This is a genomic window from Aquitalea sp. FG25, from assembly GCF_057809375.1.
On sequence record NZ_JBMDJV010000003.1, the window covers coordinates 81,011 to 104,608 of the forward strand.

Sequence of the window (23,598 nt, forward strand, 5' to 3'; positions counted from 1 at the left end):
GATGAAACCTACCATCCGTGAAGAGAACGGCGGCGAGCGCCGTGACGATCGTTATACCTTGGATCACCCCGCATTTGGAATCATGGAGGTCAGCCGGGTATCGGGTGGTGACCAGCGCCTGTACGGTTCTGATCTACGCCACAACAACGTGATTCGCGTTGCCATCCACACATCATGTGAATCGCGGAGCTTGTCACGTTGCGTACGGCACGAAGAGAAGCGGCTGGCCGAGTGGTATATGTCCGAGGCCCAGTGGGCACATTTCGTTTCTTCCATCGGTGGGGCCCATGGAACGCCAATCACCTTCAGGCTGCGGCCAGGCGATGATGCTGAGGTTTCAGCGGTGCCTCGGATCGATGTGGACCATACCGAGCGTGAGATTCATGCCAGGGAACTCATTCAGGCCAGCCGTGACGCATTGGCCAATGTCAACGAAGTGCTCAAGCAGGTGACCGAGTTGCACGCCAACGGCAAGGCCAACAAGACCCAGCTTGCGGAAGTCATCGAATCGCTGAAGTCCCTGAAATCGTTGCCCAACCACCTCGATTTCATCACCGAAAGCTTCGACAAGGCCATGGACAAAACCGTTGCGGCTGGCAAGGTGGAGATGGAAGCCTATGTGTCCAACCTGATCAGCCAGACCGGGTTGGAAGTGCTGCGAAAGCAGAGCGGGATGCTGTTGGGAGGTCATGGCCAACCGGCACCAACCGAAAAGCTGATTAGTGACCAGGATGAGTGCCGAGATGATCAGTAAGGACATGCTGGAAGGCCTCCGTGTCAGGCTTGAAGATATCAAGGGCTGGCGGTCGTGTTTCAGCGACCATTGGCCGGTGCCTGCAGATGATGTCGGGGCAATAGAACCCGGTGTGCATGTTGTAGGAAGTATCGATGATTCCGGCGAAAAGTACCCTCTTATCACCATCGATACTGCGCAGTACGACGAGGAGGAGGGCGCAGCCAAGATAGCGGCCCTTCTGGTGGCTACCAATCCGAATGTGGTGGCCATGCTGCTCGATCATATTGAACATCTTGAGCAAGAACTTCAATCTGCGAGGAATCTGCAAAAGTTGCATGATTTTCGAGGGCTGGCTGCAAAAAATGTTACTTCAGGGGAGTGTCAGTAAATGCCAACGAAAGGCGAAATTGTGGGCTTGCAGGAACGTCTCCTTGAGACGGTCGGTATCAAGACCACCTTGTCGAGCCATGTTATCGAAGCTGCGCCAGATCACCTCGCACCAGGCTTGTCCATTTCGCTACCGGGCGCTGAAGAGCAGGCCGCATTGCTGGTGCTGGAACAGGAAGGTGTAGATACCCCCTTCACCGACTCAAGGTCTGATGAACTGCAAGCAGCTGTAAGTCCTTCGGTTGTGGCCACGTTGCTGGATAGCATTGATCAGCTGAAAGCCGAGTTGGCCAGTGCCCGATTGCTTGCCGATGCGAACTCCGCGATGGTCAAGCGTGCCCAGGAGGAAGTTGCACTGATGAGCCGGCACCACTCGGTATCGGGCATTGATTTTGATCGCTACTGGGCGAAGCACTTCGCAAGCGACGGGTACGACAGCAAAGCCATGGAGGCAGCCCGGCATGCCTATGGTTCTGCCTATCCCGACTACATCATTGGTCTGGCCGATGGCATGCGCGAAGAGACGGATCCGGCGGACACCCAGCAGATCATTTCTGCGCTTGAATCTGGTATCGGCGTCATCACATCGCTGAACGACGGGCGCATGTATCAAGGGACGATTGCCGGCGATGACGAGCCGGTCTATTGGCAGCGACAGGAGTTCATCCGTTGGGCGAAGCAGGAAATCCGCCCTGAGATTCAGGTGGTGCTCGACCGCCTGAAGGACTCGGTTGAGCATTTGACCCGGTTCCCCGGAATGTTTGCCGCTGGTGGCCTTGTTTGGCTCGATGCGGCCATGCATGAGCCCCCCGAAGACTCGCTGTTCCTCATCACGCGTCAAGAAGTGGCTGATGGTGATGATGAATCGGGGATTTGCGACATGGCGGCAGGTTTCTTTGCCGAAGGCGAGTTCCATACCGGAACGCTATTCGCCGGCGAGCCGCTGGAGGATGGCGTCGAAGTGTTGTTCTTTGCCAAGCCTGTCTGGCCTGAGTTCTTCGACGCCAATGGTGTGCGACAATGCCAGCACTCCAGCGACAAGGACAGCAGGAAAGGTGAGCGCGATGACAAGCAGTAATATGGAACGCTACAGGATGGACGTGGGAAGTGCAGTTCTGCACGTCAAGGATGCCAGTGAGGCCGGTATCATCACAGAGCTGGACGACAAGTTCGATCTGGGTGAAGTAACGACATGCCGGGTAGTGTGGGGGGCTGACTCATTGGAGGATGCCCTTGCCACGCCCCGGGAGGACCAGGACATCCAGTGGACAAACAAGCTTGTTGCCATCCGTGGTGAGCCAGACGAGCGGGCGGAGGTGGACTTGCTCGACATCTTGCAGAAGGCCGACCCGCTTTTTGTCACCCTGCCGGCATTGCCGCCCGCCTGACCGGGTACTCCAGCCGCACAATCAATCGCCTTCGGGCGATTTTTTATTGCCGATGGCTAGTGCGGAGGTGTGCATTAAAGTATCCATTTCGTCCTTTGTGAATACTTTGATGCACCTTAAATAGCAGGCAGGGGTGCAGTGCAGTATACTTATTCCATCAAATGCCTACTTTGGTGTACTCAATGCGTACTCTTGCCGCTCTTGCCAAAGCACTCACCACTAGGATGAGCAAACTCACAATGACGAAGGTGGCCTTCGCCAATAAGTCCGGCGTCACCAAGCGCACGGTATACAACGCATTGAGCGGCACCGAAGACATCAAGGTCACTACCCTGTTCGCCATGGCCGATGCGCTGGGGCTGGAGGTTGTGCTTGTGCCCAAAGAAGCAGCTAAAGCTCTCGACACCAGCAGCTCGACTCATCATATCCCTTCAATTGTTGATATTGCCCTTGGTCACCCGCGCCAGTTTGGAGATTCCAATGATCGTTAAAGCACTGCAGATCAGGCTAGGAGAGATAATCGTTGGCAATCTCTTCCAGCTGGGCGCGGTAAATAGCAGTCCCCGATTCCGCTTCGTCGCGGAGGATGCGTTTGCACGGGAGGAGGCTAGCCAGTGCCTGTCGCTGTCGATGACCCCACCGCCGGGAGTTGAGCCGGTAGCCTTCTGGTCTGATCGTACTGCACCTCGTTTCAATGGTCGTATTGTCGGAGCCGAAACAGAACTTCCCGCCTTCTTCCAAGGCCTACTGCCAGAAGGCGTCTACCAGCGCCACATTGCCGAAATTCGGAATTGCGAACCGTCTGACCATTTCGAAATTCTTGGCGCGTGTGGGCTTGATCTGCCCGGCAAAGTGTATGCGGTGCCGGTGAATCTTGATGAGGCAACCTTTGCCGGTGTTATTGCGGGGACGGGGGGTAACATCGAATTTGAGGTTGACCCAGCTCCCATGGAGGAAGGTGTTTCCCTGTCTGGCGTTCAACCCAAACTGGGGGTTATCAAGGAAGGTGGGCGGTATGTGGCCAGAACCAGGAATCACGACACGCACATCATTGCCAAACTGCCGGTCGTAAACCAGCCGAATCTGCCTGAACTTGAAAAACTCTCACTTGAAATGGCCAGGGTGGCGGGAGTGAATACCTGCAATGCAGAATTGGTCCCCCTGTCTCAACTCCAGGTGCAGCACAACTATGATCTGGGCGATGTCGATACCCAAACCATGATTCTGGCGGTAGAGCGTTTCGACAGGTCACCCGCCCGCCGGATTCATGCAGAGGACTTTGGCCAGATTCTGGGCATATGGCCAAGGGACAAGTACCGTCCGTCGTACCTGCACATCGCCCGGGTGATGATGGCAGTGCCCTCGCTGGGTGACTCCGCAGTCTACGAATTGCTTCGCCGCATTCTTGTGAATCAGATGCTGGGCAACCCGGACATGCATGCCAAGAATATCGGGGTCATTTATCCGGGTGACGGGAAGGACGCCATTCTGTCGCCAGCCTACGATGTGGTGGCCTATGCAGCATACAACACCAGGGTTGGCCATGCGCTGCATATCATCCCGCCAGGCGGAGATGGGGCGGCAAAACCACGCATGCGTGCTCCAGCGGAAGGGGAGGCCCTGCCCGGCAAGCCAGCACTCACCAAGGACATGCTGCGAGTGTTTTGCAACGAACTTGGACTGCCGGAGAAAGTTGCGTCGAGAGCACTGAATGAATGCGTAAAGCATGCGTGTGGCCAGTGGCCGGCAATGATTAAGTCGGCATCACTAACTGAAATGCAGAAGGAGCGACTGCTGGCTCACTTCGATGCGCATTCCCGCATCAAGTTCTGATACTTGATTATATAGTTTGCGTAAAGACCTAGTTACCCTTGCTTTTCGGCCCATTCACTCAAGTTCACCTGATTGACAATCTCCCCGTCCATTGGGAGGTTTATGCGTCAATTATCTGCAAGGGTAAATTTCAAAGAGGCTGGGGTGTCGTTGGTGGAAGTGCTTTTGGCTCTATCCATTGCAACGTCTTTGCTAATCGGCATCAGTTCGTATCTGTGGGAGCAGAGCAGGGCCCAGCAAGATGTCGCGGTAGCCCAGTTTCATAATGTGATCACCCAGGCAGCGCAGAACTACATCCAGGACAACTACAGCACAATCCTCGCAGGATCGCTCCCTGCCACAGTCACCGTCTCCCAACTCATCTCTAGTGGCTATCTGGCTTCTGGGATGTCCAGCGCCAACTCACTTGGCCAGACTGTCTGCGTCAAAATCATCCAGCCGACTTCGAACGCGCTTTCTGCACTAGTCATGGGCACAGGAGCAACCACTACCTACAACAGGGCTGCGCATATCGCCGGCTTGATTGGTGCGCTTGGAGGTGCAGTGGACTCGACCGGGGCAATCAAAGGCACCGGTGGTAGTTGGACCATCAGCTATTCTGATGCTGCATCCTATGGAACGTGCAGCACCGGTACGTTGGCCATCGGCCAGTTCGTTTCGATGCTGTACTTCTCGAACGGCAGTCTTGTCTCTGACTTCCTTCATCGCTCCTACGTCGGCAGTACGTCGGCGAACACCATGAATGTTCCGCTGGGCCTGTCCACGAAAACAGTAGGCGTGGACTGCACCGGTTACCTCGGCTTCATCTCACGCGACACCAGCGGCAACATCCTCTCATGTGTTCAGAGCGGTACAGCTTATACATGGACGGCAACCGGCGGGTCGTGGAAGTCTCCCGTGACCAATTTTAATGCTTTGCCGTCAACGGGTAATTCGGATGGGGATGTCCGGATGGAGACCACCAATTACCGGGCATTCGCATGGAAGGCTGCAAATACCACTTGGGTGGCGCTGGCAGTGGATAGCAGCGGCAACATGTCTGTGCCAGGTACTTTGACAACCGGAGCATTGAGCACCACCGGCACGGTGACAGCGTCCGGGACAATCACATCCGCTTCCACTACATCAGGTAAAACACTGCTGCCAACTCTTTCTGTAACGGCAGGGGCAAGCTGCACTGGTTATACAACAGGGTCTGTAGCATTGAATGCTGATGGGACAGGAGCATTAGTGACATGCCAATCAGGATTTTGGACAGCTGTAGGGGCTTCAACAACGACCGCCGTTTCTATGGTGTACGGCGCAACGACAGTCGTGGGCCTCTACAAATTCTGCGCAACGGGTTTTGGAGCAAATGCAGGCTCTGTGTATCCGATAAGTTCTGCGAATGCCAATGGGCAATACACTTGGTATTTCACTGTTGGTACTGGTAATGGGCGCGTCAACTGTTTTAATTGAAGTTCCTGTTTATTTGCGAGAATGCCGAGTTACAGGCCTTTTTCGATCTCTTCTGATCTGGCCATCTAATTGACAATCTCCCCAATATCGGGGGATTCATGCGTCAGTTGGTGTCTAAATCAAGATTGCAACAGATTGGGGTGACCTTGCTGGAAGTGCTTTTGGCACTGACCATCGCGACATCGCTTCTAATTGGCATCAGTTCATATTTGTGGGATCAGACGAGGTCGCAACAGGATGTAACCGTCGCGCAGTTCCACAATCTGGTCACCCAGGCTGCCCAGAACTACATCCAGGACAACTACTCCTCCATCCAGTCCGGCACATTCCCGGCCAGCATCACCATCTCTCAACTCATCTCTGGTGGATATCTGGCTTCCGGGATGTCCAGCACCAATTCACTCGGGCAGACCGTCTGCGTCAAGATCATCCAGCCCACTGCCAGCACGTTGTCGGCACTAGTGATGGGCACCGGGGCAACCACTACGTACAACCGGGCCGCACACATAGCGGGCCTGATTGGCACCCTCGGTGGGGCGGTGGACTCGACCGGTGCAATCAATGGCACCGGCGGCAGTTGGACAATCGGATCAAGCACGACGGCAAGCTACGGAAGCTGCAGTAGCGGCTCACTGGCCATCGGACAGTTCGTCGCGATGCTGTACTTCTCGAATGGGAGTCTTGTCTCCGACTTTCTGCATCGGTCCTACGTCGGTAATCTGACTGCGAACACCATGAACGTGCCGCTGGGCCTGTCTGTTCAGACCTCAGGCGCAACGTGCTCATCGACTTACGTTGGTTTCATCGCCAGGGATAGCTCCGGGAATATCCTCGCCTGCGTCAATTCGTCCGGCACCTACACATGGACTGCAACCAGTGGTTCGTGGAAGTCGCCAGTTGCAAGTTATTTGGCACTGCCTACAACTGGTAATTCTGATGGTGATGCCAGGGTCGAACTGACCAACCATCGGGCCTATGTGTGGAATGCGACAGCTGCAGCATGGAAGTCCATAGCGGTCGATGACAGTGGGAATATGACCATTCCCAACATTCTTACAGTCGGATCTTCAACGATTGCCGGAAGCTCTACCAATACGGTTATTGGTCAGTCCGGTTCCCTCAAGGTAATGGATTCCACAGGCACCTCATATACCGATGCATATGTTGGCCGAGTTGTCGTGAATGCAACCGCTAGTTTAGGTGCTGCATGCAATCCGAATGGAGCGCTGGCTCAGAACGGCTCAGGCACGTTTTATACATGCACAAGCGGCTACTGGACGGCCATGGGGCAAAAGATAATTTGGGCCCAATTCAACGGTACAACAAATACATTTGTTGCAAGTAGCGGATTTTCCAGTGCAACACACACATCGACTGGTCACTGGAACGTCTATTTCACAACAGCATTTTCATCGGCCAATTATTCAATTGTGGCTTCGTCTCAGACAGACGGCAGTGTTGCATGTGGTGCGGTTCCAATGACAACAACCTATGCCTATGTAACCTGCACATTCCCAAATGTCGGCTTTTACGACATGACAAAAATTAGTCTCATGGCAATTGGGAATTAATACATGGGAGATCGCCGAAATCGTTTCTTCGGATGTGCCGGGCGAGTTTCACAATTCGGCCTTTCACTGCTGGAAGTCCTTTTGGCTCTAACCATCGCAACGTCACTTCTCATTGGCATCAGTTCATATTTGTGGGATCAGTCCAGAGCGCAGCAAGATGTGGCGGTGGCTCAATTCCACAATCTGGTCACCCAGGCTGCGCAGAACTACATTCAGGACAACTACTCAACCATCCAGTCCGGCACGTTCCCGGCCAGCATCACCATCTCTCAACTAAGCTCTGGTGGATATCTGGCTTCCGGGATGTCCAGCGTCAACTCACTTGGACAGACCGTCTGCGTCAAGATCATTCAGCCCACGGCCAGCACGCTGTCGGCACTGGTGATGGGCACCGGGGCAACCACTACCTACACCCGTGCCGCGCACATAGCGGGCCTGATTGGCACCCTCGGTGGGGCGGTGGACTCGACCGGTGCAATCAATGGCACCGGCGGTAGTTGGACAATCGGATCCAGTAATACTGCGAGTTATGGCACATGCAGTAGCGGCTCTCTTTCCATCGGCCAGTTCGTATCGATGCTGTACTTCTCGAATGGGAGTCTTGTCTCCGACTTCCTCCATCGTTCCTACGTTGGCAGTACTGCTGGGAACACAATGAATGTTCCGCTGGGCCTGTCCACGAAAACCTCAGGTGTGGACTGTACCGGCTACCTTGGCTTCATCTCACGAGACACCAGCGGCAACGTGCTTTCGTGCGTACTCAGCGGTTCGGCTTATACATGGACAGCAACTGGAGGGTCGTGGAAGTCCCCGGTGACCAGCTATGGCTCGCTTCCATCTACCGGCAATACTGATGGCGATGTCCGGATGGAGACCACCAATTACCGGGCCTTCGCATGGAAAGCAGCAAGTGCTGCATGGGTGGCGCTGGCTGTAGACAGCAGTGGGAACATGGCAGTACCAGGCACGTTGACTGCGGGCGCACTGAGCACCACCGGCAACGTGAATGCTTCGGGAGCAATCACTTCTGCATCAACGGTAACCGGCAACACCTTTGCCCCAACCTTGACCGCGACAGAGGGGGCCTCGTGTGCGGCCTATCCTTCAGGGTCGGTTGCGAATAACTCGGATGGTAGTGGGCTTGTACTCACTTGTCAGAGTTCGGTTTGGCACACGCAGCTTGGAAGTTACAACCTTTCATGCGGGACGGTCTCCAGATCGCTTGGCGTAACCTATACAAACCCACTGTACAAACCCATCACTGTTTCTCTCAACATCAACCAGAGCACGGGGGTTGGTGGATATGCGGTGTATGTGAATGGCGGGATGGCGTGCTACTTGGTATCTGATGTTGGGTACTCTCAGGGTACTTGTACTGTGACGGTGCCGGCCAAGGGGACGTACATGGGGACGTACGCGGCTGGGGTGAATGCGCCAGCAAGTGCCCTGTGGAATGTGTGTTCGTAATTCTTATGGCTTTTGAAACAGCCCAGTCATTTAGTCCAAGACTTGCAAGCTTCGTACTTTGGCGTACATTCCGGCCATCGAATAATTGCAGGTATTACCTGCAGGCGGTGTTGAAATGGAAACGAAGGATACAGGTGCGCTGGTTACAGATCAGCAGCTGAAGCAGTGGGAGCATGACCTCGCCAGGTTGGCCAGCAAGATTGCGTCGGCACGGGGCAAGCAATGCGCGGTTGTGGTCATCACGCCGGCCATTGAGGACTACGAAGATACATGCCCTCAGCTAATCGTTGAGGATGCGCTGTGCATTAGTGAGCGCGGCTGGCCAGATACGTTTGGTTTCAACATCTTGAACGCCTGAGGCCGCTTGTGCACACCGAAGAAGAGCGCATCGAGGACTTGCTCAACAGTCCGCATTATTGGAGTGTCGGCAGTCTCAATACCCGTGGCGTCAAAGTCCCTCCAGGCGTGCGGCATGCTTCTGCGCTTAAGCGCCAATGGCTGGCCATGGGTAATCCAAAGCGCGTTGAGGACTTGGCCAGGATCGAAGCATGGATGGAAGAGCAGGGCTATCTAGTCAGCCCGATCTGCGGTAAGGGCCGCTGGTTTCTGCTACATCCCTCGGCACCAGGCCAAACTCAACTGTTCAACGAGCGGATGGTCCGCAACGTGTCTCACACCGTTTCGACTTCGGACATGCTCACCGTATTCGATGCGGCCGGCGGCAAACTGCATGTGTTCCATCTCTTCATGGAAATGCTGGAATACATCCATAATGATGGAGAGGTTCGCAGTCTTCGCCATCTGTTTGAGGCCGCTCGTTCGCAAGTTGCCATGGCCCACATCCGTGGGTTCGTGCGCTGGACCTTGTCTGGTGATGCCGGCACATACTCAAGATTACGCTTACCGGGCCGCGTCATGCACTTGCTGGGCCGCGTCTCAGAACATGATCGCCATGTGCTTATGTTCGGCTTGAATCTTTCACGCGTGAAGGATATCGCAGGCCTCAACTGGGAAGCGTACCGGGAGGTGAAAGCAAAACCGCGCAAGGTGTTCCGCTACCTGCCTGAGATAGAGCAGTGGAAAATCCTTACCGGATACTCCAGTCCTGATTTACGCCTCCCTTCTCTCGATGGTTTTAAGGTCGGGGTACTCAAGGCCTTGCTTCGTGAAATTGGCACCGATATCGCTGGTGCTGATGCTGTAATGCGTGAATTGTTGAACTGCTCAATTCGGTTGGTCCGGCTGTTCGCGTCGGTGGATGCGATCAAGCAGTTCATTGCGGCCAAGGGGTACGCGTTCGACCCGCAGGGCGTTCATGATGCGGGCCAGTTTACAGTCCCGTCCCGACATGCTCAGTGGACACCTGCCAGGTGGGCTCCGTTATGCCTCAGACACCCGGAGGCAGTCCGTCATTCAGGTAATTTTCCCGAGCTGGAGAAGCGGCGCATTTTCCCACAGTCGCTCAACGAACTGAGAGATTGCGTAGGGATGCTTTCCTACCCCGGAGTCTTGGCCAAGGAAAAGCCGCTGGCAATCATGGGGGCCAAGCTCGGTCTAGGCGAAGAAGAATTCAAGAAGCTGCAGAAATTCTGGCGATTGAAGAAGCCGAAAACTGCTTCCTTCGTTCCCGGCATACACGTTTCCGGCGAAACGGTTGGGCTTCCAGGGTGGGTGGTGAGAACCCTTCCTGAGTATGACATCCGTGGTCCGGTGCTTGGGAAGATGTCTTCCTGCTGCCAGCATATTGATGGCCACGCATGGTCACCGTCTATTGCCGGTGCCTCAAGCATCTATTCAAGTTTCATGGTGGTAGAAAAGGCCGGCCATGTGATGGCGCAGATGTGGGTCTGGAGAGGGCGTACAGGGTCGGTGGTTATCGACTCCATTGAAAGCACGCACCGCGAAAAGCCAGCACTTGCCGATATCCGCACCATGCTAGTTCACGCCTTGCCGTCGCTCATCAGGCCGGCCATGGGTGTGCATGCCGTTCTGATTGGTTTGAGCGGGACCGGGAGGGCCGCAGGCAATATCGGGCACGAGATGTTCCCGGACGAATTCGTTTCCAACGGTGGACGCAAGAAGACTCTCGATCTCCAGGTAAGTGACGCAGGGTATTCCGATGCCTACTACCAGTCGTGCCTTGTCGGTTCCACTGAAACCCAGCGTGCGAATGGTGCCGTTAGGGTCGAGCACGCCCCTGATACCGACTTTGAGGACATGCTGATTCAATTCGCGAAACAACAATTACTCGGGGTTGATGCGGATGATTTCAGGTTCTACGTTGAGGGCGGTGGGTTTGCATCTACCTATATGCGTCTCTTTGCACCGGACGAAGAACGTCCATCTCAAGGCCGACGCAACCGTGGACCAGCAGACGTGCGGCATGCTTTCCTGTCTCTTCCTCTTCCAATCGGTGACGCGTTCCGGATCAGGGATCGTCTGTTCGATGGCCCGGGATATTCATTCTGACAAATTCATTGAAAAGCAGTTTTCGATATGAAGCTATCAAAAACACAGCAGCGCGTAGTTGATCTGATGCGCACCGGCTGGGAGCTGCACTCTTCGGACCTTGGCGTCCTGTTGCAAGAAGGTGGCGTAGGGCGTGGCGGTGAGACCGAGAAGGTGTCTCGGTCAACCCTTGAAGCGCTCCTCGATCGTGGCGTCATTGTTCGTGGTGAATCGGAGTACCCGGGCGTCAAGTACCGCTTGGCGATAGGTAACCAATCAAATTCAGGGGAAGCTACTCATGAGTGAACATCCATTTGGAAAGCCAGAAGGTGGGATCAGTTTCCTGTCTACGGAAATTGCCGCAGGCACAGTAATTTTTGGGGTCTCTTGCACTGGCAGGAGCCGTTTGCTGCAGCAGATAGCAGACCATCAGGGCGTGAGCTATGAGGAGATCGTGCGTTCATGCGAACCCACGCCTGAAGAACTTGAACGACGCCGCGCTGAGCGGGAGGAAGCAAACATGAAAGAAGAGAAGCGACTCATGGCAGTGCGCGAAGCGTTCTGGCTAACCACCGCCTCAGATGATTCTGAGTTGTCACCCCTCCATGACTCTCTGGTATCGCAGATACCAGGGGTGACCGAAGTATCGTATGAACAAAAGCGCATCTTGTTCATGATGCTGCCGGCCAGCATCATTGGCGGAGCGATCAGTTGGGGACTCGACGATACTGAAGTCCGGGATGAGGTGTACGTTTTCGTGCGGGACAACATCGTGGCCGTAAAAGCAGCGCTGGGAATCGAAGCATGACCCTGCTGAAGCTCTCCATCGCCTCCGTTTTCATGGCTGCATCCCTTGCTGTGCATGCAGGCTTCTCGACCACTATCAAGGACATCGCGGTAACCGCGCCACCGGTGGTCAATGATGGCTACCTCAAGGTGTTCTTTCACGGTTACGAGGGCACCCAGGTAATGGTTTGCCCTCGCGGCTCTCATCTGGATCTGACAACGAAAACGCTACGATGTATTGGCCACTTTTCTCCAGACGGAAAGCCGGTAACCCCACAGCGTGCCCTTGACTTGGCCTTCGGCAAGGACAAGGTAAAGCTGGTCGGGCTGGCTCCGTTCCATAAGTGGGGCCAGGATGAAGAAGTGGTTCTTTTCTACCAGAATTGGAAGTAGAGAATGCGCATTCATTCCGTTCTGGCCAGCCTGATTGGTGGTTGCTTTGCGTCGGGAGTGACCTTTGGTGCTGGTTTGGGGCGTCACTATGAACCACCTGAGCCGAAGCCGGCACCGGTGATCTATGAGCAGCCTTCGTTTCTCATGGTGAACGATGGATTCATCAAGGTGATGACTACAGGCTTTAATGGCCCGGTGATGCTGGTATGCCCCCGTGGCGTGGCGACCTCGCTGGTGGCCGGGCGCATTGCTTGCATGAAGGGCGGGGAAGTCGGAGATCCGCCAGTTACTGGCCAGGGCGCACTCGATCTGGCATTTGGGAAAGGTGTGGTGCGAATGGTTGGAATTGCACCTGCCAATGATGGACGCGCCAACGCCGTCATTGTGTTCTATCGAATTGCAGCTCGGTAAAGGAGAAGGACCATGCTTGGGAAAAAACCAGAGACTGAAGCTTTGCCGGTAGTGCGCGAGGTGTACGCACTGGAATTCACCATGGCATGTCCGTCATGTGGAACCTTGCAGCGCGACTGGTCACAGTGGCCGCTCGGCGAGGAGACAGAATGTGATCGCTGTGGTGTGAAGTTCAGAATCGCCAAGGACGCCAAGATCATTCAGCGTTGAAGGCAAGCTGTGCATGGGCCAGAGAGCCCGGTATGTCGAATTTTTTCAAGGGAAGCACAATTGGGTAACAAGATTCAGTCTGGTGTAGCGGGCATGGCGTTCGCGCTGTGCATTCTTGGTTTTTTGATGGCGCACGCGGTGCCGGCATTGCTGTCCGGACTGCTGATGTTTCTCGTAACGCGCAAGCTAAAGGACGTTCTGGCCGCAAGAGCGCCGGCCAGGTTGCGGAATGTTCATGTGGCCGGTGTGCTTGCAGGCTTTCTCAGCGTAGGTCTGCTGGTGCTTGTTATCCTGATTGCCAGGACATACTTGGGTGCCGATGCGCTCGGGCCGATGATGATGACTGCAACTGATACCCTGCAGAATCTCAAGCATTACTTGCCGGCCGACATCAGCGCCGCCATTCCTGATCGCATCCAGGACGTGAAGGACCTTCTGGTGGCCACGATGAAGGAGCACTCGAAGGAGTTGGCAGGCGCTGGAACCGGGATGCTGCATGGCCTCTTGCAAGTAGTACTTGGATGGGCAATTGGTATTTTCATCGCGATCAATCCCATGAAAGTGAATTCAGGCAGTCCTTTGTTTGCGCAAGTCTGGCTCGATGCGTGGATCAGATTGTGCCGAGCGTTCTCTGCCGTTGCTCGTGGTCAAGCTAAAATCGCTGCCCTGAATGCCGTTGTAAGCGGCATCTTCCTGTTTGTGGTTATGCCCCTTTTCGGTTGGCCACTGCCATTTGTGAAAACGATGATTCTTGTGACCTTCATCTGCGGCCTTATCCCTGTTGTCGGTAACTTCGTTTCCAATACGGTGCTTTGCGCAATAGCGTTGACAGTCTCATTCCATGCCGCACTGGCAGTCCTAATTTTCATGTTGATTGCCCATAAGGTTGAGCTGTTGTTTTCCGCAAGAATTCAAGGGCACTCTATGGGTGCGTGCATCTGGGAGTTGTTGATCGTGCTGTTCGTGATGGAATTCCTTTTCGGGCCGGCCGGGATGGTCCTTGCCCCGGTGCTGTATAGCTTCGGCAAACATCTGCTAATGGACAAGGGGTGGCTGGATTCGCCCAATTCGACATCCGGTGAGCACGGGAAGGTTCAGGCATGAAACTGCAGGAGATCGTGCGACACGTGAGGATGCCTCTTGTACTGGCTCTGCTAGTGCTGTCTGTTATTGCTAATGCTGTGTTGGCCCTGAAGATCCACCGCGATACAGTTGCTTTAGAGGTCGGGCACAGAACAATGAAGTCGATTGCAGAGCAGCAGGGGATGCTAGCCAAGGTGCCAGAGGGTGAGCGGGCGAGGCTGGAACAATTCCTTGGCGAGACATGGGTGGAGGTGGTTCGGAAGGCGAGATTGCCCACGCCAACAGGCCGGGATTAGCGGTGCCGAACCTTGCACTGTGAGGACGTTGGGTTAGCATGTCCAAATCAAATGGTCAGCAGGTAAATTATGGAAACCCAAAGCGACTGCAAGGAAAACTACCCGGCTCTGGAATGCCCTCTTTGCGAGAGACTGGTCAAGCCCAAGAGCTTGAATAAGGATGGTTCGGTCACTTATTCATGCCCGGCAGACCATGTCCACCATGGAAATACCCACTCGTGGCGCATTCTCAAAAATGGCGAGATGGTTGATGTCTAAACCGATGATGTAGGGGAAGATTATGAACACAAAGCTTCTGTTTTGGGATTTCGGCGATGCCTCTTGCGGTATCGCGGGTAACAGCACATCTGTGGAATTGAACCTTGAAGGCGCTAGCCAGGAAGAAACGGCAGACAACATTGCTCATGCCAAAGCAGTACTTTCAAAAGCATTCGAGGAAATTTGGGACGGTGGTCCGGTCACAGCAGTAACAGAGGCCGAAGCCAAGGCTTTTTAGTCCAATTTGTGGTGTGAGTTTTCAGTACCAGATGGACCCGGCTACAACAACATGGCCGGGTTTTTTAATGCTCATTGAAAGTGTTGCTGAAGGGTGACGAATTGCAATCGCCCTGCATTGGCGTACGGTATCTTTATTTGAGGAGGTGAATATGTCGATGGTAATGGATGGGAAGGAACTTAGTGATGCGCAGATTGAGGCAGTCAATCCGGTAATTGCTAAATATATGCAAAAGGCGCGTATCGACAAGAAGTCCATGGAGAGCGAATGTCTCCAGGCGATGATTGATGCCGGTTGTCCGCTCCATCCTCAGGATGTGGAATAGACTCTGTATGACCAGCAATACTAACCAGATGGTGTGCCGGGCTTTCTCAGTGAGGCAAGATGGCAAGATGCAATGGACTAATTGTGAGAGCCAGCTGGAAGCATTTCTTTTGAATTAAGTTGCTCTTGCGGGCGGCGCGAAACGTGCTTGGTTCGCATGGGTCAGGAAGTGATCAGTGATCGAAACAACAACTGAAATTGCACTTGCCTCTCATTGTGGCCGGTTGGGTATTGATGAGCTTGGTGATCCCGGCGAGGAAGTGGAAGTATATGCACTTCTTCCCGACGATCGTTTGGTCATTATTTCCTATGCCGTCTTAGTGAACGGCTATCCGGAAAAGGTTGTGTTGTGGGCGTTTGAGGCGGACACAGCGGTTCAAATGCCGATTGGCCTTTATGCGATGCTTGAGAATATGCCCGCCGAGCGGGAGAACGAACTTGCCAGGCGCAAGACGGCCAGGCGCGGGACGAAGCGGTTTGAGAAATTCGCCCCATTTGCTGGTGATCATGTGTTCCGCGATATCGACATGGCCAATGACATCGTTGAGCTTGGTTGGGCCAAGTTCTGGGCCGAGTATTACCCCTGAGTTTCCGTGGGGGCTATCTGTTTGACACCGCGCAAATGTGCGGCATGTCTTGTTCCGCACATGCCAATGATTTGGAATAATGCATTTGATCTTTTGGAGCTAAAAATGTCAGTCATGAATACTTTGGGTAGTTGTCTAGCAGATAGCAGCCAAGACCCGTTTGAGCCACGGGCAGAACCGGCACGAAGCATTTACCGTGCTTTCCAGGCAGAGGCGGCTCACCGTCATGAGCGGTCGGTAGAAGAGTGGAATTCGGCTGAAGTGTCAGCCGTCCATCAAGAAGCTGCCAAGCAGGCCAATATTTATGGCCTTCGTATTCCGACTCGCGAAGATGTCGAAGAGGCACGGGCCTATGCGATGGGATCTATCGACTATGCCATGACGTGGATCTACCAGCTGAGCAAGGTTATGACACGGCTGGATATGCCCAAAGCCTGCTGAGCCGTCGCTACCAAGCAACTCCACAATACTGAGGTCATCATGGAAGGTCTTCTGTTTTGGTTTGCGAGGGTCAGGTGGAGTGCGCTCATTGCGGGGACACCAAGCAGCACGTACGAGGCGTGAGAGACACAAACGACAGCCTGAAGATCCACTACTGTGGCACCTGCAGAAAACCGCTCTATCCCGCGACGAACACATAAGCGCAGGCCCTGTGCAATTCGATGTGCCGGGCAAAGATGGCTAATTCGGCAGCAATTTCGCATTACATTAGTCATAATGATTAGCTTTCAAATCGTTGCGTCACGGGTTATGATGGCGTCGTCTGGAACTACTCTTTCGCTTGTGTATGCCACAATCTGCATCCATTTCATCCAACTTCATTACGAAGAAGCGTCTTGCTCGCGCAAGCATTCGCCAGAGTCTTTCCTGTGATGGCGTGGATAAAGGTTTCATCTGGATGGATGGTAAGGATATCGGTTCCTACGTCTCCTACGCGAAGAATCGTGGTGGCAATGTTGCCCCTCTACGTAAAGCGTTCGCCAGCCGTATCCTGCGGCATGGTGTATGTATAGAAGTGGAAGCCGGATCGCCGCGTGTCCTGCTGGACAAGGTTGCTGCTGAGATTGAAGCTGCAATTGTTGAGGGCAAGTGGCTCGACTAGCCAACAAAGCTGTATCCCACCCAAAATCAAAGGCCATCATCGCATGGCCTTTTGTGCTTTTGTGGCATGACATAAGTAGATATGGGGACGGCATGTTTTCTGTGAAGATTTGACTATCATGCAGCTTCAGGTCCAATAGCATCATCGTCAAACGGGATGCATGCAGTGAACTCACGACGCATTAACTTCAAGCCGGGTGCAGCGGTAAAGCCGTGTCCGTCTTGCTCCAACCAGATAACCTTCATCATCATCACTGATCAGGTCTCGATTGATTGCTGCGAGACATGGGCGCAGTGCGTGTGTGGATTCGAGACACCGTCCTTGCATCGCTTTGAGACTGTGATGGGCGGTCTGGACGACGATGATGTTATTGCCGCGATCAGTTGCTGGAACGAAGCCGTGGCCACCATCAAACCTAAACCTTAATCAGGGGCAGAGCATGGACAGCATGCAGTTTTCGTACAGACACCCGGCCACCGGTGAGATGGTCAAGGTTGAAGTCTCGCGCCAGGATGTGCGAGTTCATATGGAAGAATTCCTCTACGAGCAGCTGGGAAAGCAGATTTGTCATTGCCAGCCCATCGGTGACACCAATGTCGTGGAGTGCAACTGCCAGGAAACCATTGAAGAATTCGAACTGCTGCTGGACGAGCCGGATGTACTCAGCTTGGCTCACCACCAGGGCGGTCATGGCCATGTTTAAATTGAACTGGCCGGCTTCGCCCAGTCCATTCTGGTACAGCAGAGGTGCGTAATGATTGAGATACTCCGACTGTCCGTCGAGGAAGATGACGCTATTCCCATACCGGCAGGTACGCTGATGGCATTTGTTCAGTATCAGAATATGCCTGAGGGACTTGAATTAGACATTCTGGATGCATATGCCAGGAACTTGTCAGGTTTATGTAATCTGAGAGCATTGCACTGATATCAGGCTTCTAATCGGTAACATATGGGAAACGGAAATGTCTACTGAATCTGATAATGAAGTGCTCTTGGGGCACCTAAAGTCAACACGCGAGTGCCTTGCCAAGTCATTGGGTCATATACCCGAGGTGAGGAAACAAATTGCGAAGCTTGATGAGGCGATTGCTAACCAGGCGCACAAGTCATTGTCCGGAAAAGGCTTTGTAGTGGCTGGAATTCCGTTTCTTGAGGTGACCGTCTCCAATGGTGAGGCGCACATCCATACACCCCACGTTCTCCCTGAAACAGCAGTCGCCATGCTGGTAGCAAGACTGACAACCGGCATTACTGTAAAACTTTCGCCCGAATAATCCTCTCATCGTTTCCCTGTTTTCTTGCAAATCCGATTGTGGTTGATATTGTTGCGTCCATCGTAACGGGCATGCCTGCCATCTGGCAGTGAATAACAGAGGACGTTCCACTGTATGCCAATATCAACTAAATCGAGAAATTAATGCAAAGCCCCTCCATCAAAGCCAATTCCAGAAACGCGACGCTGCGCGCCATCAACCCGACCATTTACGCTCTTTTGGAGCCGGTTTATGAAAAGTTGGATCGCTACACGCGGAGTACAGGCCCCGCTCTGGTTGGCTGGGATCAAAAGCAGCGTCGAATTTGCTGCATCGGTGGTGAATCCAGGACCGCAGAGAGCTACGTCAAGAATGCTCCGGACATGATCATTGGCTTTTTTGATGCGCGTTCGACTTTCGACGACCTTCAAGAGGCTGTCTGCTACTTCGTAACCAGTACCGACGTGCAACTTGAAGCCGCCTAATAGGCCACCCCCCCCATATTTGAGTTGAGCAACCATGACCCATTATAACGACCAGCGTCCGTTTCCGTTGAATCAGAGGCCTGCTCTATCATTTCCCGGCATCAGCTCCGGGAGGATGCTTGGCATCTTCTTCGTACTTGGTCTGATCTACCCGGCTATGGTAATCGCCATTGCAGTGAATTTTCCGTCCATTTCCAAGGGTATTCCGCTCATCTTTTATGCCTTGCCGAGCATATGCATTCTTCAGGCCTACCGAATCAAGACGACATTGCGTCTTGTAGTGCTAACTGGTGCGATAGAAAGCACGCTGATGGCGACCTTCTATTTGAATTGCACTCAGGCGTCTGAAGGACTCAGGGTGATCTCGACTGGTTGCCTGCTTTTTGCTCTGTGCCTCGACATGGTTGTCGCTCTGAGTGTGCGAGAGTGGTCTGGCGAGGCCAGCCGCTGCAACGACTGCTAATGAGGCCATTGTGAAGCGCAACATTCAAATCAGAGTTGAAGTGGCCATCGCAGCATTGCTTGCGATTGGTGGCGCTGTCTACGCCGGCCAGCCATATGTGATGACGCAGAACGGCCTTGTGCAGCCTCCAGCGCCTCGGAAAGTTGTCATTGACGAGCGTCAGGTTAAGCAGGCATGCGTGAAGGGCCTCCAGGCGCTTGAGCGTGCTGATTCGCGAATTGCGCCAGAGAAGGTGTCGATGCGATCAATCGCTGGTGGCCTTTTCTTGTGCGACATCCAAGCACAACAGGTGGAAGGGCCAGGCCTTGTCATGGTCAATGGCAAGATCACCACGACACCTGTTCGTTATTCGGTAACCTTCGATCCATCCACTGGCCGAACAAGTGCGTTCCGTGTTGATGACACTGAGGCAATGAGGGCGGCAAGGGCGGTGTTGGCCGAGGCCTTGATCACCACAAAGGTGGAATCATCAACGCAAGGCAGAGTTGATATCAATGCTGATGTGAACGGTTTAGGCTGCAGGATCGCCATGGAAAGCGTGGCGATACCCGGCACAACAGATCAGCGTTGGCTGGCCAAGTCGTGGAATTGTGGGAAGTGGCGTCATGGACCATAGACGATATCCGAGCCGTCATGTGGTAAGTGCGTACACCACCGATGTATCCGGCCAATACTGGCGTTGCACATTGAGTTGTGGCCATTCGGTTATTGCCTACGGGCGAAAGCCGGCAGGCAATATCGTCCCGGCGGCACCGAAGACGGCATCATGTCGAGAGTGCGCTTTCGCTTCAATCCAACCAGTTAGGGAGCGGGCGTGACTTTCACTCAATTCGTCAAATGGATCGAGCAGCAGAGCATCTTCAGTGCGATGATCGTCATTGGTGGTTTTCTGTTCTCAATTGCGATGGTTCGCGCTGTATTCCTGATGCCATTGATCGTGGCGCACCTATCGACAGTAGATTGTCGGATGGGGCGCGTTCAGTATATCTGTCGTGTACTGCGCTATCTGGCAGATCCAAGTTCATTGCCAGATCGTGTCGATTTTCGGGTGGCCGAAGAAGGCAAGGGTAACGGCCATGGGCGTAAATAGCGTCGGCACTGCGACTTGTCGCCATTGCGGGTCTGTCTATCGTCTATTCACGATTTTCAACCGTGACATGCAGGGCCTGTGCAAGGTCTGGCGTCGTCGCCATGAGCGTGGATGCCAGGCACGCACACCAGCAGAGCGTCGGAAGTGGGCCAGGCGCTATATCGCGCTTGCTGACGAAAGCAGCATCACCATCGACCTGACCCACCCGGGCATGATTGATACCCACCCAGCTCAATGACTCCGGGGCAAGCCTTGCACTTTGAATCGGATGGAGTAGGCTCCGGTCATCAACGTACAGGGAGTAAGCCATGATTGGTCCAGCAGGTTTTATGCAAGCCCCGAAGGAGCGCCGGCGAATCGGCGAGTTGCCTGTTCAAGGTGATCGCGTCGTTGTACCGGCGAATGTCCCTGTCGTGACCTCCGGCCCGCGCAAGAATTTCACCACGAAGCGCCGTCAGACCGTCACCGTAGTTTCAGTCTATTCCGATAGAAATTCCATTCGTTGGGCCGGCTCTGGTGGCTGCTGGTGTGAAGTCAGCATCGAGGACATCCTGCAGAAGGGCGAGCCAAATACCCCGGCCTGAAGGCCGAGGTTTCCCGCGCACTGCAAATCTTTGCGCTTCCTGTCCTGATGGTTCTATCATTCCCCGCCACTCCAGGTGCGCTAGACGAGTACTGCAGTGGGCACCCGGATGCTGGCCGTAGATCATGTGAACCTGTTGAGTGATACGCTCAACAACAATGCAGCGGTGTTCCCAATATCAAAGGGGAACGCGCTTTGGGCCGGAAGCAACCACAACCCTTGTCATACAAATGCGTGCGATGCGCAAGGCCGCTGGCCATGATGACCAGGAATGCATAGAGCAATAATTGAGATTTAAGGATCCACTATGAGCGAATCATCCAACACAGTAGAGCTGACGATGCAGTGTCAGAGCGAATGCCAGTACGAAGCCACGCTTGAGCGAGTCAAGGCCGTAGCAGGCGTAGCCATTAGCATCAACCTGACAGGCCGCTTTGTAGCCACGCCGGTCCTACTGTCCGGACAGGGTGATGACAATGCACTGAAGGTGCGTATGGTATTTGATGTGGCAGCGCTGGAAACGCTGCCAGGTAATGTCATCGGTCCCGAGGCGGCATTGCTGGCTGTAGAACACGCAACGAGACATTGAAATGACAACACTCAATTTGCCAATGGCTGGCGCAGTAGCAATCCTCATTCTGGCCTACATGGCCGGCGCACTTGTGTTTCATACTACGCGCCGGGCAGGCGAACCGACTGTGCGGATGTTGCTGAGGATATTGGTGGGTGTGGCAGTCATGCTGAGCATCATCGTATTCCCGCTTCGTGCCTTGTGGTTGGCTGACATTCAGCTCCAAATCCCGGACTACCAACTGATTCTGAATGCTGAAAACCGGTGGCTTCCGCTGGTGAGTCTGTTCGTAGCCGCATTCGGCTTAGCTAAATTGAGGAAGAAAGCGCCAGCACCGGGTGCCGACGATCAAAAGGACGGCACTACATTCTGAACCACGAGAGAAGGCCGATGCGTTTGCTTAGGCTTCCTTGGTATCTGATGGGTGCATGATTTGCATTCAATGTTCCAGGTGCTAATTTGTGCGCATACTTTTTCAGGAGAAGCCCAATGTCCAAGAGCTTGATGGTTTCAGCATACGCCAAGGTATCCCAGCCGCTGTGGGTGACCCCATTCGAGGCGCGTGACTACCTCATTTCGGAACGGTTCCAGCCTGATGTGGTTGCCGAAATCAGTGACTGGTTTGCACGCAAGTTGTCGATGCAATATGTGGCAGGTTTCCGTGGGTTGACGCAGCCCTTGGTCGTCAAGTCGGACATGACAAGACAGTTGGCCAAAATGGGCTTTGCACAGCTTCGCGCTCTGGAAATTGTGGACTATCTTGTGGAGATGATGCCGAAGCTGTACCTCAAGGGGTGTAGTCATCGCGACAGTGGCTACGTCGCCTTCCATTTCTGACAAAGCAAAAACGGCCCGTGAACTACACGTGCCATTCAATCCGAAAGATCTCTTGTGATGGTGGGTGAATGATCCTACTTGGCCATGAAAGCCAGGCCGATGCAGAGGCATCGGGTGATTTACTTTCGCAGATGGGATGGAGAACCATTCGGCTGCTTGAAGAGTGTGTTGAGATGCAGGGCATAACCCGGCATTCTCAATCGACCACGCTGACTGCGCTGGAAGATGCTGGCTTTGTGTATGTTCGGGAAGAATTGTTCTTTAGTGAGATGACACTGTACATCTCCCCTTGCCATAAGGGAGAAGAGGCCTTGGAAGTGATCTGGTCGCGCAAAGGCGAGGCCAGTAATAGGTAGGTAGCAATGCCCATTAGCGCAAACAAGGTGGAAGGGAAACCACGATTTGTTGGGCAGTAGATTAGGCGATCACGACAGGGTCGGTGCGGGATGGTGTGATATCCCGACCGGCCTCTTTTTTTGTTTATCGGGTTGTTGGGAGGAGGATGCAAAATTCGACATTCTTCTGATTCATGATTTTTCGGAATAATTGCGGACAGCTTGCTTTTTGGTACTGCCGCACGTTTTGTTGGTCAACTTGCAATTGATGGCAGGTTTGATAACGTGGTTTCAACTGCACAGCTGAACAGCAAGGAATAGAGAATGAATCATAAATTTGAGCAAGGCTGCTTTGTCGATTGCGATGGAGAACTGAAGGACGTGGCCAATCCAGGCGAGGGTCTGACCTGCAAGGTTGAGGGTAGTACGGTCTTGCTGCTGGGTCCGCACGACCAGGAAGATGGTGCAAGCGTGATTGGCGAATACTGCTTCTACCCGACAATTGATGCCGTCCTCGCACAAGGTTTCAAGCTGGGTCCGGACGGTGAGTTGATCCCGCTCGTGCTGGAAGACGGTAAGTTCTACAAAAATGCCCAGGGGGTCATCGAACAAGTCTTCTTGAAAGAGCACGACAGTGATTTCCCGTTTGAAGGGGCGACGAGCTTCTTCCGCTATATGCGCGACGGTCGTTACATTCCCGAGCGACACATGCCATGCGCCGTGTTCAACCTCGTTGAGGCGATGTAGCGATGGGCCAGGCCAGGGCGCGCAAGGCCGAAATCGAACGGCTCAAGGAAACTCCCAAGAAGCCCAGGATGGGCAAGCCTGAACTGCGCCGCCAAATGCTCAAGGAGATGGCCACGGTGTTGACGACGGTAGTCCGCCGGGCAACAGGGAAACAATAATCGAGGCATTTGATGCAGAGCTGCAGGTAGAGCCGAGGTCTGAACGGTTTGCCTGCAAGCATGGACATTCACCGATTTCTCGGAAAAGTTTGCTGAA

General features: G+C 53.8%; 37 protein-coding genes. All 37 read left to right on the forward strand.

Annotated elements, in window-relative coordinates:
- The first annotated feature begins 1 nt into the window (after position 1).
- Positions 2-754, forward strand: coding sequence for a hypothetical protein (locus tag ACODR9_RS03490; RefSeq protein WP_488807632.1), 753 nt, complete (start codon positions 2-4; stop codon positions 752-754).
- Complete coding sequence (locus tag ACODR9_RS03495; RefSeq protein WP_488807633.1) at positions 744-1,124, forward strand: hypothetical protein; 381 nt, start codon at positions 744-746, stop codon at positions 1,122-1,124. The genes ACODR9_RS03490 and ACODR9_RS03495 overlap by 11 nt, the downstream gene beginning before the upstream one ends.
- Positions 1,125-2,201 carry a hypothetical protein gene (locus ACODR9_RS03500; RefSeq protein WP_488807634.1) on the forward strand — a complete coding sequence of 359 codons (1,077 nt, stop codon included), beginning with the start codon at positions 1,125-1,127 and terminating at the stop codon, positions 2,199-2,201.
- Positions 2,188-2,511: a hypothetical protein gene (locus ACODR9_RS03505; RefSeq protein WP_488807635.1), complete on the forward strand. Its 324-nt coding sequence runs from the start codon at positions 2,188-2,190 to the stop codon at positions 2,509-2,511. Before ACODR9_RS03500 ends, ACODR9_RS03505 begins: the two co-directional genes overlap by 14 nt.
- Before the next feature lie 182 nt (positions 2,512-2,693).
- Entirely contained in the window at positions 2,694-3,002 is a 309-nt protein-coding gene (locus ACODR9_RS03510) for a helix-turn-helix domain-containing protein (RefSeq protein ID WP_488807636.1), read from the forward strand.
- Positions 2,992-4,344, forward strand: a complete 1,353-nt coding sequence (locus tag ACODR9_RS03515) for a type II toxin-antitoxin system HipA family toxin (protein WP_488807637.1) — start codon at positions 2,992-2,994, stop codon at positions 4,342-4,344. Before ACODR9_RS03510 ends, ACODR9_RS03515 begins: the two co-directional genes overlap by 11 nt.
- A gap of 102 nt (positions 4,345-4,446) precedes the next feature.
- Positions 4,447-5,802: a shufflon system plasmid conjugative transfer pilus tip adhesin PilV gene (gene pilV / locus ACODR9_RS03520; protein ID WP_488807638.1), complete on the forward strand. Its 1,356-nt coding sequence runs from the start codon at positions 4,447-4,449 to the stop codon at positions 5,800-5,802.
- A 98-nt stretch (positions 5,803-5,900) separates the two neighbouring features.
- A complete protein-coding gene (gene pilV / locus ACODR9_RS03525) occupies positions 5,901-7,373 on the forward strand; it encodes a shufflon system plasmid conjugative transfer pilus tip adhesin PilV (RefSeq protein ID WP_488807639.1) in 1,473 nt (490 codons plus the stop codon).
- 3 nt (positions 7,374-7,376) lie between these two features.
- Positions 7,377-8,840, forward strand: coding sequence for a shufflon system plasmid conjugative transfer pilus tip adhesin PilV (gene pilV, locus ACODR9_RS03530; protein ID WP_488807640.1), 1,464 nt, complete (start codon positions 7,377-7,379; stop codon positions 8,838-8,840).
- A gap of 115 nt (positions 8,841-8,955) precedes the next feature.
- On the forward strand, positions 8,956-9,198 hold the full coding sequence (locus ACODR9_RS03535; RefSeq protein ID WP_488807641.1) for a hypothetical protein: 243 nt from the start codon (positions 8,956-8,958) through the stop codon (positions 9,196-9,198).
- Positions 9,199-9,206: 8 nt separating this feature from the next.
- A complete protein-coding gene (locus ACODR9_RS03540; protein ID WP_488807642.1) occupies positions 9,207-11,309 on the forward strand; it encodes a hypothetical protein in 2,103 nt (700 codons plus the stop codon).
- A 27-nt stretch (positions 11,310-11,336) separates the two neighbouring features.
- The gene (locus ACODR9_RS03545) at positions 11,337-11,594 is read left to right on the forward strand and encodes a hypothetical protein (protein ID WP_488807643.1); all 258 of its coding nucleotides are present in this window, start codon (positions 11,337-11,339) and stop codon (positions 11,592-11,594) included.
- The gene (locus tag ACODR9_RS03550) at positions 11,587-12,096 is read left to right on the forward strand and encodes a hypothetical protein (protein WP_488807644.1); all 510 of its coding nucleotides are present in this window, start codon (positions 11,587-11,589) and stop codon (positions 12,094-12,096) included. Before ACODR9_RS03545 ends, ACODR9_RS03550 begins: the two co-directional genes overlap by 8 nt.
- Entirely contained in the window at positions 12,093-12,467 is a 375-nt protein-coding gene (locus ACODR9_RS03555; RefSeq protein ID WP_488807645.1) for a hypothetical protein, read from the forward strand. Before ACODR9_RS03550 ends, ACODR9_RS03555 begins: the two co-directional genes overlap by 4 nt.
- Before the next feature lie 3 nt (positions 12,468-12,470).
- Positions 12,471-12,878: a hypothetical protein gene (locus ACODR9_RS03560; RefSeq protein WP_488807646.1), complete on the forward strand. Its 408-nt coding sequence runs from the start codon at positions 12,471-12,473 to the stop codon at positions 12,876-12,878.
- A 12-nt stretch (positions 12,879-12,890) separates the two neighbouring features.
- Positions 12,891-13,088: a GATA-type transcription factor gene (locus tag ACODR9_RS03565; protein WP_488807647.1), complete on the forward strand. Its 198-nt coding sequence runs from the start codon at positions 12,891-12,893 to the stop codon at positions 13,086-13,088.
- Between the two features lie 93 nt (positions 13,089-13,181).
- Positions 13,182-14,192, forward strand: coding sequence for an AI-2E family transporter (locus tag ACODR9_RS03570; protein ID WP_488807648.1), 1,011 nt, complete (start codon positions 13,182-13,184; stop codon positions 14,190-14,192).
- A complete protein-coding gene (locus ACODR9_RS03575) occupies positions 14,189-14,467 on the forward strand; it encodes a hypothetical protein (RefSeq protein WP_488807649.1) in 279 nt (92 codons plus the stop codon). Before ACODR9_RS03570 ends, ACODR9_RS03575 begins: the two co-directional genes overlap by 4 nt.
- A gap of 280 nt (positions 14,468-14,747) precedes the next feature.
- On the forward strand, positions 14,748-14,963 hold the full coding sequence (locus tag ACODR9_RS03580) for a hypothetical protein (protein ID WP_488807650.1): 216 nt from the start codon (positions 14,748-14,750) through the stop codon (positions 14,961-14,963).
- Positions 14,964-15,114: 151 nt separating this feature from the next.
- Positions 15,115-15,288 (forward strand): hypothetical protein, encoded by a 174-nt coding sequence (locus tag ACODR9_RS03585; protein ID WP_488807651.1) that lies wholly within the window; start codon positions 15,115-15,117, stop codon positions 15,286-15,288.
- 175 nt (positions 15,289-15,463) lie between these two features.
- Complete coding sequence (locus ACODR9_RS03590) at positions 15,464-15,874, forward strand: hypothetical protein (protein WP_488807652.1); 411 nt, start codon at positions 15,464-15,466, stop codon at positions 15,872-15,874.
- A 66-nt stretch (positions 15,875-15,940) separates the two neighbouring features.
- Positions 15,941-16,315, forward strand: coding sequence for a hypothetical protein (locus ACODR9_RS03595; RefSeq protein ID WP_488807653.1), 375 nt, complete (start codon positions 15,941-15,943; stop codon positions 16,313-16,315).
- 346 nt (positions 16,316-16,661) lie between these two features.
- Positions 16,662-16,976, forward strand: a complete 315-nt coding sequence (locus ACODR9_RS03600; RefSeq protein WP_488807654.1) for a hypothetical protein — start codon at positions 16,662-16,664, stop codon at positions 16,974-16,976.
- A 165-nt stretch (positions 16,977-17,141) separates the two neighbouring features.
- Positions 17,142-17,402, forward strand: a complete 261-nt coding sequence (locus tag ACODR9_RS03605) for a hypothetical protein (RefSeq protein WP_488807655.1) — start codon at positions 17,142-17,144, stop codon at positions 17,400-17,402.
- Between the two features lie 13 nt (positions 17,403-17,415).
- On the forward strand, positions 17,416-17,679 hold the full coding sequence (locus tag ACODR9_RS03610) for a hypothetical protein (protein WP_488807656.1): 264 nt from the start codon (positions 17,416-17,418) through the stop codon (positions 17,677-17,679).
- A gap of 262 nt (positions 17,680-17,941) precedes the next feature.
- Positions 17,942-18,253, forward strand: coding sequence for a hypothetical protein (locus ACODR9_RS03615; protein WP_488807657.1), 312 nt, complete (start codon positions 17,942-17,944; stop codon positions 18,251-18,253).
- 143 nt (positions 18,254-18,396) lie between these two features.
- Positions 18,397-18,717: a hypothetical protein gene (locus tag ACODR9_RS03620; protein WP_488807658.1), complete on the forward strand. Its 321-nt coding sequence runs from the start codon at positions 18,397-18,399 to the stop codon at positions 18,715-18,717.
- 34 nt (positions 18,718-18,751) lie between these two features.
- A complete protein-coding gene (locus tag ACODR9_RS03625; RefSeq protein WP_488807659.1) occupies positions 18,752-19,180 on the forward strand; it encodes a hypothetical protein in 429 nt (142 codons plus the stop codon).
- A 10-nt stretch (positions 19,181-19,190) separates the two neighbouring features.
- A complete protein-coding gene (locus ACODR9_RS03630; protein WP_488807660.1) occupies positions 19,191-19,796 on the forward strand; it encodes a hypothetical protein in 606 nt (201 codons plus the stop codon).
- 198 nt (positions 19,797-19,994) lie between these two features.
- Positions 19,995-20,270 carry a hypothetical protein gene (locus ACODR9_RS03635; RefSeq protein WP_488807661.1) on the forward strand — a complete coding sequence of 92 codons (276 nt, stop codon included), beginning with the start codon at positions 19,995-19,997 and terminating at the stop codon, positions 20,268-20,270.
- Positions 20,271-20,578: 308 nt separating this feature from the next.
- Positions 20,579-20,854, forward strand: coding sequence for a hypothetical protein (locus tag ACODR9_RS03640; RefSeq protein WP_488807662.1), 276 nt, complete (start codon positions 20,579-20,581; stop codon positions 20,852-20,854).
- Positions 20,855-21,160: 306 nt separating this feature from the next.
- A complete protein-coding gene (locus tag ACODR9_RS03645; protein ID WP_488807663.1) occupies positions 21,161-21,442 on the forward strand; it encodes a hypothetical protein in 282 nt (93 codons plus the stop codon).
- 1 nt (position 21,443) lies between these two features.
- Positions 21,444-21,797 (forward strand): hypothetical protein, encoded by a 354-nt coding sequence (locus ACODR9_RS03650; RefSeq protein WP_488807664.1) that lies wholly within the window; start codon positions 21,444-21,446, stop codon positions 21,795-21,797.
- Positions 21,798-21,913: 116 nt separating this feature from the next.
- The gene (locus ACODR9_RS03655; protein WP_488807665.1) at positions 21,914-22,261 is read left to right on the forward strand and encodes a hypothetical protein; all 348 of its coding nucleotides are present in this window, start codon (positions 21,914-21,916) and stop codon (positions 22,259-22,261) included.
- Between the two features lie 68 nt (positions 22,262-22,329).
- Complete coding sequence (locus ACODR9_RS03660; protein WP_488807666.1) at positions 22,330-22,617, forward strand: hypothetical protein; 288 nt, start codon at positions 22,330-22,332, stop codon at positions 22,615-22,617.
- A gap of 303 nt (positions 22,618-22,920) precedes the next feature.
- The gene (locus tag ACODR9_RS03665; RefSeq protein WP_488807667.1) at positions 22,921-23,343 is read left to right on the forward strand and encodes a hypothetical protein; all 423 of its coding nucleotides are present in this window, start codon (positions 22,921-22,923) and stop codon (positions 23,341-23,343) included.
- Between the two features lie 2 nt (positions 23,344-23,345).
- On the forward strand, positions 23,346-23,501 hold the full coding sequence (locus tag ACODR9_RS03670) for a hypothetical protein (protein ID WP_488807668.1): 156 nt from the start codon (positions 23,346-23,348) through the stop codon (positions 23,499-23,501).
- The last annotated feature ends 97 nt before the right edge of the window (positions 23,502-23,598 follow it).